At 72.0% G+C, this 8312-nt stretch carries 9 protein-coding genes; 8 read left to right on the top strand and 1 reads right to left on the bottom strand.

Features of this window, described 5'->3' with window-relative positions:
- Window positions 1–102 precede the first annotated feature (102 nt).
- The 8 genes from ACGFQ9_RS36985 (at window position 103) to ACGFQ9_RS36950 (ending at window position 6913) form a co-directional block, all read left to right on the top strand.
- Complete coding sequence (locus ACGFQ9_RS36985; protein ID WP_393580165.1) at window positions 103–756, top strand: HAD family hydrolase; 654 nt, start codon at window positions 103–105, stop codon at window positions 754–756.
- A 36-nt stretch (window positions 757–792) separates the two neighbouring features.
- Window positions 793–2037: an MFS transporter gene (locus tag ACGFQ9_RS36980; protein ID WP_393580173.1), complete on the top strand. Its 1245-nt coding sequence runs from the start codon at window positions 793–795 to the stop codon at window positions 2035–2037.
- Complete coding sequence (locus ACGFQ9_RS36975; RefSeq protein WP_393580163.1) at window positions 1988–3157, top strand: acetoin utilization protein AcuC; 1170 nt, start codon at window positions 1988–1990, stop codon at window positions 3155–3157. Before ACGFQ9_RS36980 ends, ACGFQ9_RS36975 begins: the two co-directional genes overlap by 50 nt.
- A 150-nt stretch (window positions 3158–3307) precedes the next feature.
- Window positions 3308–4120 (top strand): phosphatase, encoded by an 813-nt coding sequence (locus ACGFQ9_RS36970; protein ID WP_393580161.1) that lies wholly within the window; start codon window positions 3308–3310, stop codon window positions 4118–4120.
- 141 nt (window positions 4121–4261) lie between these two features.
- Entirely contained in the window at window positions 4262–4474 is a 213-nt protein-coding gene (locus ACGFQ9_RS36965; RefSeq protein WP_365117787.1) for a helix-turn-helix domain-containing protein, read from the top strand.
- Between the two features lie 122 nt (window positions 4475–4596).
- Window positions 4597–4695: a 30S ribosomal protein bS22 gene (locus ACGFQ9_RS36960; protein ID WP_003948845.1), complete on the top strand. Its 99-nt coding sequence runs from the start codon at window positions 4597–4599 to the stop codon at window positions 4693–4695.
- Window positions 4696–4787: 92 nt separating this feature from the next.
- Window positions 4788–5903 carry an NAD-dependent epimerase/dehydratase family protein gene (locus ACGFQ9_RS36955; RefSeq protein WP_393580159.1) on the top strand — a complete coding sequence of 372 codons (1116 nt, stop codon included), beginning with the start codon at window positions 4788–4790 and terminating at the stop codon, window positions 5901–5903.
- Complete coding sequence (locus tag ACGFQ9_RS36950; protein WP_393580158.1) at window positions 5903–6913, top strand: lysophospholipid acyltransferase family protein; 1011 nt, start codon at window positions 5903–5905, stop codon at window positions 6911–6913. The genes ACGFQ9_RS36955 and ACGFQ9_RS36950 overlap by 1 nt, the downstream gene beginning before the upstream one ends.
- Window positions 6914–6980: 67 nt before the next feature.
- Here ACGFQ9_RS36950 and ACGFQ9_RS36945 read toward each other — a convergent pair whose 3' ends face one another.
- On the bottom strand, window positions 6981–8189 hold the full coding sequence (locus tag ACGFQ9_RS36945) for a DUF5667 domain-containing protein (RefSeq protein WP_393580156.1): 1209 nt from the start codon (window positions 8187–8189) through the stop codon (window positions 6981–6983).
- Window positions 8190–8312: the final 123 nt, after the last annotated feature.

Genomic DNA, 8312 nt, shown 5'->3' with positions numbered 1-8312 from the left:
ACCCTGTGGGAGAGTAGGACGCCGCCGAACAATCATTGCGGGAAGCCCCGCACCAATCCTCCGGGATATGGTGCGGGGCTTTCTTGCGTTTAGGGTCAGGGCATGGAATATGAGCTGGTCATCTTCGACAACGACGGTGTGCTCGTGGACAGTGAGCCGCTCGCCAACACCATCCTGGCCGCGTACCTGACCGAGTTGGGGCATCCGACTTCGTACGAGGACTCCCTGCGCGACTACATGGGGTCCGCGGTGCACCGCGTGCACGACCTCGTGTACGAGCGGTACGGGCAGCGACTGCCCGCGGAGTTCAACGCGACGCTGCTGGAGCGGACGCTCGCCGCGTTCGAGCGGGACCTGCTGCCGGTGGCCGGCATCCAGGACGTGCTGGCCGGGCTGCGGGAATCCGGAGTGCCGTACTGCGTGGCCTCGTCGTCCGGGCATGCGCGCATCCGGGCCGGGCACCGGGCCGCAGGGCTGAGCGGGTGGTTCGACGACCGGATCCTCTTCAGCTCCGAGGACGTGGGCAAGGGGAAGCCCGCGCCGGACCTCTTCCTGCACGCCGCACGGGAGATGGGGGCCGATCCGGCCCGGTGCGTCGTGGTCGAGGACAGCCCGCTCGGCGTGCGGGCCGCGGTCGCGGCCGGGATGGACGTCTACGGATACACGGCGATGACCGGATCCGCGAAACTCGCCGGGGCGACAGGGCTGTTCGGAGAGATGAAGGAACTTCTCGGTCTGATCTCTACCCACCGGTAGCGGCCGGGCCTACGCTGTGCCGCCATGACCATGGCCATGACCAGCACGGCGATGCGGCGCGGACGCGGGGCGCTCGGGTTCAGCTTCCTCGTACAGGGCGTCACCTTCGCCCTCCTGGTGACCCGGATCCCCGCCATCCAGGGCCGGTACGGGATATCCGACGGGCTGCTGCCCCTGTTCCTCGCGGCCGTGCCGGTGCTCGCCGGGGTGGCCAGCGTGGTCACCGAGCGGCTGGTGAAACGGGTGCCGCCCAGCGCCGTGCTCCGGTGGTCGCAGCCGGTGGTGCTGCTCGCACTGCTGGGGGTCGGAGCCGGCACCCGGCTGTGGCACGTGGCGGTCGCGCTGGGGGTCTTCGGGCTGGCGGTCGGGGCGCTGGACGCGTCCATGAACATGCTCGGCGTGAGTCTCCAGCGGGCGTACGGGCGGAGCATCATGCTCGGGTTCCACGCCGCGTACAGCCTGGGCGGGATCGTGGGCGCCTCGGCCGCGTGGGCCGGGGCGCACTGGCACCTCGGGCTGTTCGTCTCCTACCTGCCGGCGGTGGCGGTGCTGCTGCCCGCGGCGCTGGCCGGCAGCCGGTTCTACGTCGACCGGGAGGCGGCCGGGTCCAGGCCCGGGGCCGAAGCCCCCGCCGGCTCGGGCAGCGCGGTGAGGTTCGCCCTGCTGTGGCCGCTGTGTCTGGTGATGGCCTGTGCGTACATCGGCGACTCGACCGTGGCGAACTGGAGCGCCAAGTACCTCCAGGACGTGCTGGGGAGCTCCGAGCAGCTGGCCACCGTCCCCTACAACGTCTACATGGTGACCACCTTGCTCGGGCGGGCCGTGGGCGACCTCGGGGTGCGGCGGTTCGGGGCCGCCGGCGTCGTGCGGGGCGGGACGGTGGTCGCGGCCGGCGGCTTCGCGGTGGTGGCGGTCGCGCCGGGCGCCTGGGTGGGGATGCTCGGGTTCACGCTCCTGGGGTTCGGGCTGTGCGTGATCGTGCCGCAGACCTTCGCCGCGGCCGGACGGCACGCTTTCGAGAATTTCGGCCCGGGAGCCTCCGACACCGCCATCGCGCGGCTGAACATCTTCAACTACGTGGGGTTCCTGGTGGGTTCCCCGCTGGTCGGGGCGCTCGGGGACGCCTGGAGCTACCGGGGGGCCATGCTCGTGCCGATGGTCCTCATCCTGGTGACCCTGTTCCACGCCCGCTCGTTCGGCGCGCCGGAAGGCGCCCGCTACCGTGTCGGGCATGAGCGGGCGCCGATTGCTGATGTGGGACGAGGCGGTCACGGAGTATGACTTCGGGGCCGGCCATCCGATGGATCCGGTGCGGCTGGCACTGACCATGGGGCTGGTCCGGGCCTTCGGGCTGGACCGGGAGATCGACGTACGGGCCGCCAGGGCGGCCGGGGACTCCACCCTGCGGCTGGTCCACCGCGAGGACTACGTGGCCGCCGTACGCGCGGTCTCGGCCGATCCAGACGCCGCGGACGGCTCCTACGGGCTGGGGACTCCCGACGACCCGGCGTTCGCCGGGATGCACGAGGCGTCCGCGCTGATCGCCGGACAGTCCGTCGCCGGGGCCGAGGCCGTCTGGCGGGGCGAGGCCGAGCACGCCGTGAACTTCGCGGGCGGCCTGCACCACGCCATGCCGGGCGGGGCCGCCGGGTTCTGCATCTACAACGACGCGTCCATCGCCATCGCGCGGCTGCTGGAGCTGGGTGCCGAGCGGGTCGCGTACGTGGACGTGGACGTGCACCACGGGGACGGCGTGCAGGCGGCGTTCTGGGACGACCCGCGGGTGCTGACCGTCTCCCTGCACGAGCACCCGCGCACGCTGTTCCCGCAGACCGGCTGGCCGGAGGAGACCGGCGGGCCGGCCGCCGAGGGCAGCGCGGTCAACGTGGCGCTGCCGGCCGGGACCGGCGACGAGGGGTGGCTGCGGGCCTTCCACGCCACGGTGCCGGAGCTCCTCGCAGACTTCCGGCCGCAGGTGCTGGTGACCCAGCACGGAGCCGACACGCACTTCGAGGACCCGCTCGCGCACCTGGCGGTGTCGCTGGACGCCCAGCGGGCCGTGCAGGAGGCCTGTCACGCCCTGGCGCACGAGTACGCGGACGGGCGCTGGCTGGCGCTCGGCGGAGGCGGGTACGCCGTCGTGGACGTCGTACCGCGGTCCTGGACGCATCTGGTGGCGATCGCCGCGCACCGGCCGGTGGATCCCGGGTCGATGGTGCCGGCGTCCTGGCGGGACGAGGCGTACGCGCGGACCCGGCAGCTCGCCCCGGCCCGGATGACGGACGGACGGACCCCCGAGTGGCGGGACTGGGAGGCCGGTTACGACCCGGCGGACCGCCTCGACCAGGCGGTGCTGGCGACCCGGCGGGCGGTGTTCCCGCTGCGCGGCATGCTGGTCTGAGAGCTGCTACCCCCCGGTCGGGCGCCGAGGCCCGGGCGGTGTGGTCCGCATGCGTCTGACGGCCCGTCCGGTAAAGGCGTTGTTAGGCCAAGTGTGGGGCTGTTAGCGGGAATTGGTGTTCCCCGGGGCGGGGTGCGACAGCATCGGAGGGTGTTGAGCACCGGCGCCCTGCGTGCGCATCTGCTGGCGGCCCGGCTGGCCGGGCCCGTGGCCACGTCCAGGGAGGAGAGCCTGCGCAGCTACCGGCTGTTCGCGGCCCGGGACCCGAGGGTCCTGCTGGGGCTGGACCCGGAGGACTGGGCGGTGCCCGACCTGTTGCGTCTGATGGCGGACAGGTGCGGGGTCTCGCCGGACCCGTCCCATGTCAGCGGGCCGGACGTGATCGATCCGGAGCGGACCCTGGCGGCGCTGGAGGCGTTCGCGGCGCGACTGCGGGAGGCGGTCGCGGTGCGGGCGCCCGTGTTGTTCGGGACGGGTCACCCGCACCGTCTCCTGGAGTTCTACGTCAGTTTGGCCGAGGCGCTGTCGGCGGCGGGCTGTGCCGTGCTCACCCCGGCGCAGGGTCGCGGGGTCGACGTGGCGACGCGGTTCGGCGTACGCACCCACACCCTCGATTACGTACGGGGGGTCGCCATGGTGCGGGAACCCGGCGCGCGGGCGCGAGGGGGTGCGACCGGCGCACACTCCCATTCGCCGCTGCCCGTGAGGGTCGCGCTGAGGGCGCTGGCGGAGGCCGGCGGGCCGCTGCCGGAGCTCGTGGTGGGGGACCACGGATGGGTCTGCGGGGCAGGTCAGCTGGGTATCGATGCCATTGGGCTGGCCGATACGGACGATCCGGCGCTGTTCGTCGGTGAGGCCGAGGGGAGCGTGGCGGTGGCCGTTCCGCTGGATGATGCGGTGCGGTCGGACTACTACCTGCCGTTGACCCGGTATGTGCTCGATCGGGCGAGTCTGTCCGGGTAGCGGTGGGGGTCGGTCGGTGGCTGCAACACCTCTTCCCCACTCGCATCACCCGCCCCTAGTCTGGGGAGTGAGCGTGCGACGACGTGGAGTAACCGGAGGGGAAGCCGGTGCCCCGTCATGCGCGGAAGGTCAAGGTGTGTCATGGCTGCAGGCGAGAGGAAGCCTCTCAGCGAGGTTCAGTTCCTGACCGTGGCGGAGGTCGCCTCGGTGATGCGAGTGTCGAAGATGACCGTGTACCGCCTGGTGCACAACGGCCATCTGCCCGCGATCCGGGTGGGCCGGTCCTTCCGGGTCCCCGAGAACGCGGTTCACGAATACCTACGCGAGTCCTATGTGGGGGTGGAGTCGGCCTGAGAGCAGACTCCCGGTGGCCCTCGGATTACAAGCAGAGCGCTCTGGCGGGTAGGCTAGGCCGACGTAGGTCGTGTGGGCCCAGACGCCCCGCACCGAGTGAATCGAAGTGAGCGAGGGTAGTCGTGGGCTCTGTTATCAAGAAGCGGCGTAAGCGGATGGCCAAGAAGAAGCACCGCAAGCTGCTCAAGCGCACCCGCGTTCAGCGCCGCAACAAGAAGTAAGCGGCAGCTGTACGTGTTCTCCGCAGCCCCTCCACCATCATGGTGGGGGGGCTGCGGTGCAATCAGGTGCGGATTGAGGGAGGCGCGGGGCTGTGGGGAAGGTCGTGCTGGTGACCGGGGCTGCCCGGCAGCTGGGATCCCGTTTCGTACGCCGGGTTCAGCGGGACCCGGGGGTGGAGCGGGTGATCGCGGTGGACTCGGTGAAGCCGCCCTACCGGCTGGGGGCCGCCGAGTTCGTGCGTACGGACATCAGGCAGTCGGCCATCGCCCGGGTCCTGGCGGAGCACGCGGTCGACACGGTGGTCCATCTGGCGGTCACCGGGAGCGGTGCGGGGCCGGGCGGCGGGACGCGCAGCGCCGTCAAGGAGACCAACGTCATCGGCACCATGCAGCTGCTGGGGGCGTGCCAGAAGTCGCCCACGGTGCGGCGGCTGGTGGTGAAGTCGAGCACCGCCGTGTACGGGGGTGCGTCCCGGGATCCGGCGGTGTTCCCGGAGACCGCGCAGCCGAAGGCGCTGCCGTCGGGCGGGTTCGCGAAGGACGCCGCCGAGGTCGAGGGCTATGTGCGGGGTTTCGCGCGGCGCCGGCCGGACGTGGCGGTGTGCGTGCTGCGCTTCGCGAACATCCTGGGGCCGTTCGCGGACTCGCCGCTGGCGGAGTACTTCTCGATGCCGGTGCTGCCGACGGTGCTGGGCTTCGACCCGCGGCTGCAGTTCGTGCACGAGGACGATGTGCTGGACGTGCTGGCCCTGGCGGCTCAGGAGCCGAGGCGGGGCACGCTGAACAGCGGGACCTTCAACATCGCGGGTGACGGGGTGCTGCTGCTGTCGCAGTGCTCGCGGCGGCTGGGCCGGCCGACGGTGCCGCTGCTGCTGCCGGCCGTCACCTGGGTGGGGTCGGCGCTGCGCGCGGTGGGGGTGACCGACTTCTCGCCGGAGCAGATCCGGCTGATGACGCACGGGCGGGTCGTGGAGACCACGCAGATGCGGGACGTACTGGGCTTCGATCCGCTTTACACGACCGCCGAGGCGTTCGCGGACTTCGCGCGGAGCCGTGGGACCGGGCTGCTGCCGCCGGAGCTGATGGGGCGGGCGGTGGACGGGGTGGCGCGGCTCCTGGACGTGGAGACGGGCGCCGCCGGCGCCGGGGGCGGGGCGGAGGACGTGTACGCCGGCTACGGCGCGGACGACGAGGGAGCGAACCGATAGTGGCGGACGCCAAGGTCATTCCGTTCGACGAGGACCGGCCGCGCCGGCGCCCGGCCGGAGGGCGGCGGGTGCGCGCCGTCCCGGAGCCGGCCCTCTCGCCGGAGCAGGCACCGGAGGAGCGGGCGGCCGGGGCCGCGGAGGAGAACGCGCCGGCAGGTCCGGCCGCCCGTGGTGACTGGGAACGGCGCATCGCGGGCGGGCTGGCCTTCCTGCGGCGGCGGATCACCGGCGACTACGAGGTCGACGAGTTCGGTTATGACCAGGAGCTCACCGACCAGGTCCTGATGTCGCTGCTGCGGCCGGTGTACGACAAGTACTTCCGGGTCGAGGTCAAGGGGATCGAGAACATCCCGGCGGAGGGCGGCGCGCTGATCGTGGCGAACCACTCCGGGACGCTGCCGCTGGACGGCCTGATGATGCAGGTGGCGGTCCACGACCGGCACCCGGCGCAGCGGCACCTGAGGCTGCTGGCCGCGGATCTCGTCTTCATGCTGCCGGTGGTCAACGAGCTGGCCCGGAAGGCGGGGCACACCCTGGCGTGCGCGGAGGACGCGCAGAGGCTGCTGGAGGCCGGGGAGTTGGTCGGGGTGATGCCGGAGGGCTTCAAGGGGATAGGGAAGCCGTTCGGGGAGCGGTACAAGCTGCAGCGCTTCGGGCGGGGCGGCTTCGTGTCGACGGCGCTGCGGGCGCGGACGCCGATCATTCCGTGCTCGATCGTCGGGGCCGAGGAGATCTACCCGATGATCGGCAACGCGAAGACGCTGGCGCGGCTGCTGGGGATCCCGTACTTCCCGATCACACCGACGTTCCCGTTGCTGGGGCCGCTGGGCGCGGTGCCGCTGCCGACGAAGTGGACGATCCAGTTCGGGGAGCCGATCCCGACGGACGGGTACGCGCCGGAGGCGGCCGAGGACCCCATGCTGATGTTCAACCTCACGGACCAGGTCCGGGAGCAGATCCAGCACACGCTCTACAAGCTGCTGGTGCAGCGGCGGTCCGTGTTCTTCTGAACAACGGCACGCAGGTGGGCATGGCGGTGGGGCGGACCGCCCAAGGCGGTCCGCCCCACCGACCCGGTCAGCCCGCGTCCTCCTGGCTGATGCCCAGGCCAGGGAGCAGGCCGGGGATCAGCGGTGGGAGGGTGATGTCCGGCGTCGCCTCCGGGGAGGGCGCGGCCGGGCTCGGGCTGGTCTGCTCCGCGGGCGGCTTGAGCAGGTCGCCGGTGCCGGGCAGCAGACCGGGCTTCGATCCCTGGGACTGGCCGGCCGAGGGGGCCGCCGGTGCCGGGGTGCCGCCGCCTGGCTTTGCCGCGGGCGCGCCGGAGGGCGTACGGCCGGGGCTGTGGCCGGGCGTGGTCTGGCTGCCGGACGGTGCGGAGCCGCCGCGGGGCTGCTCGGGAGGCTTCGGGAGCAGGCTCTGCAGCGGTTCCACGTCGTCCTCTATGGCCTGGAAGACCGTGGAGACCTCGTCGCCCACGTCGGTGAGCTGGGGCGGGAGGTTCGACCGGAGTCTGGTCCAGCCTTCCCGGTGCGAGCGGGAGAAGGAGCTCAGGTCCTGGATGGGCCCGATCTCGCCGTTCCGTTCGTAGGCGGACTGGAGCAGCCGGTGGGCCTCCGCCGCGTCGTGCTTGACGCCGGCCAGGGCGCGCCGGATCTCGCCGAGCGACTCGTGGTCCAGGGTGCCGGACCTGCCGCGCTCCATCAGCCGCCGGGCTTCGGAGAGCCGGGTGGAGGCCTGGTCGAGGTAGAGCCGGCCCTTGTCGGCGTCGTCGTCGGCCATGCCGAGCTTGAGGTCCTCCATACCCAGTTTCACGGGGTAGAGGGAGTCACCCGGCAGGGCGTTGGAACTGGCAGCGGCCACTCCGCCGAAAGCGCCCGCGGCCACACCGACGGTGAGGCCGCCCGCTGCGATGCCCTTGGACCAGCGGGAGCGGGGTCGCAATTTCCGGAGCGGGGTCGCCCGGTGGGCGCCCCGCACGGTCCGCTGCTCGGGCACCTGAGGGTCCGAGGCGGCTCCGCCCCCGGCCCTCTCTTCCATCACCATGGCCTCCATGGCGGCCACGAGCTGGGCTCGCTGCACCACTTTGACGTCGGCGTCCATCTGCGGGCGCGGCATATCGCCGAGCACACTCGCCAGGGCCAACAGCCGGTCGTGCTCGGCAGGTTCGGCAGGTGCCTCGGACTGCTCTGCCGCCGGCTCGGGATCCGAAAGGTCGGACTCGGTCCGATCCTCCAGGGCCTGGGCGAAGGCGTTCGCCCGCCGGTGGGGAGAAACGTTCGCGATCACTGGCGGCACCTCCTCTCGTCATGACGATCGACTCCCCAGGTTGTCCGGAAGGTTGCCTGCCTTGAGCGCATCCACCCTTTCGAGTGAGCGGCTTCGGGCATGGCGTGTCCACAGGGAGCCTGC

The organism is Streptomyces sp. NPDC048603, assembly GCF_043199475.1.
Taxonomy (GTDB): domain Bacteria; phylum Actinomycetota; class Actinomycetes; order Streptomycetales; family Streptomycetaceae; genus Streptomyces.
Note: the sequence above shows the minus strand (reverse complement) of the source record. Positions and strands in the feature narration are given on the sequence as shown.

Coding starts and splice junctions, on each gene's coding strand:
- ACGFQ9_RS36975 (WP_393580163.1), top strand. CDS start 1,988: ATGAGCGGGCGCCGATTGCTGATGTGGGACGAGGCGGTCACGGAGTAT.
- ACGFQ9_RS36985 (WP_393580165.1), top strand. CDS start 103: ATGGAATATGAGCTGGTCATCTTCGACAACGACGGTGTGCTCGTGGAC.
- ACGFQ9_RS36980 (WP_393580173.1), top strand. CDS start 793: ATGACCAGCACGGCGATGCGGCGCGGACGCGGGGCGCTCGGGTTCAGC.
- ACGFQ9_RS36965 (WP_365117787.1), top strand. CDS start 4,262: ATGGCTGCAGGCGAGAGGAAGCCTCTCAGCGAGGTTCAGTTCCTGACC.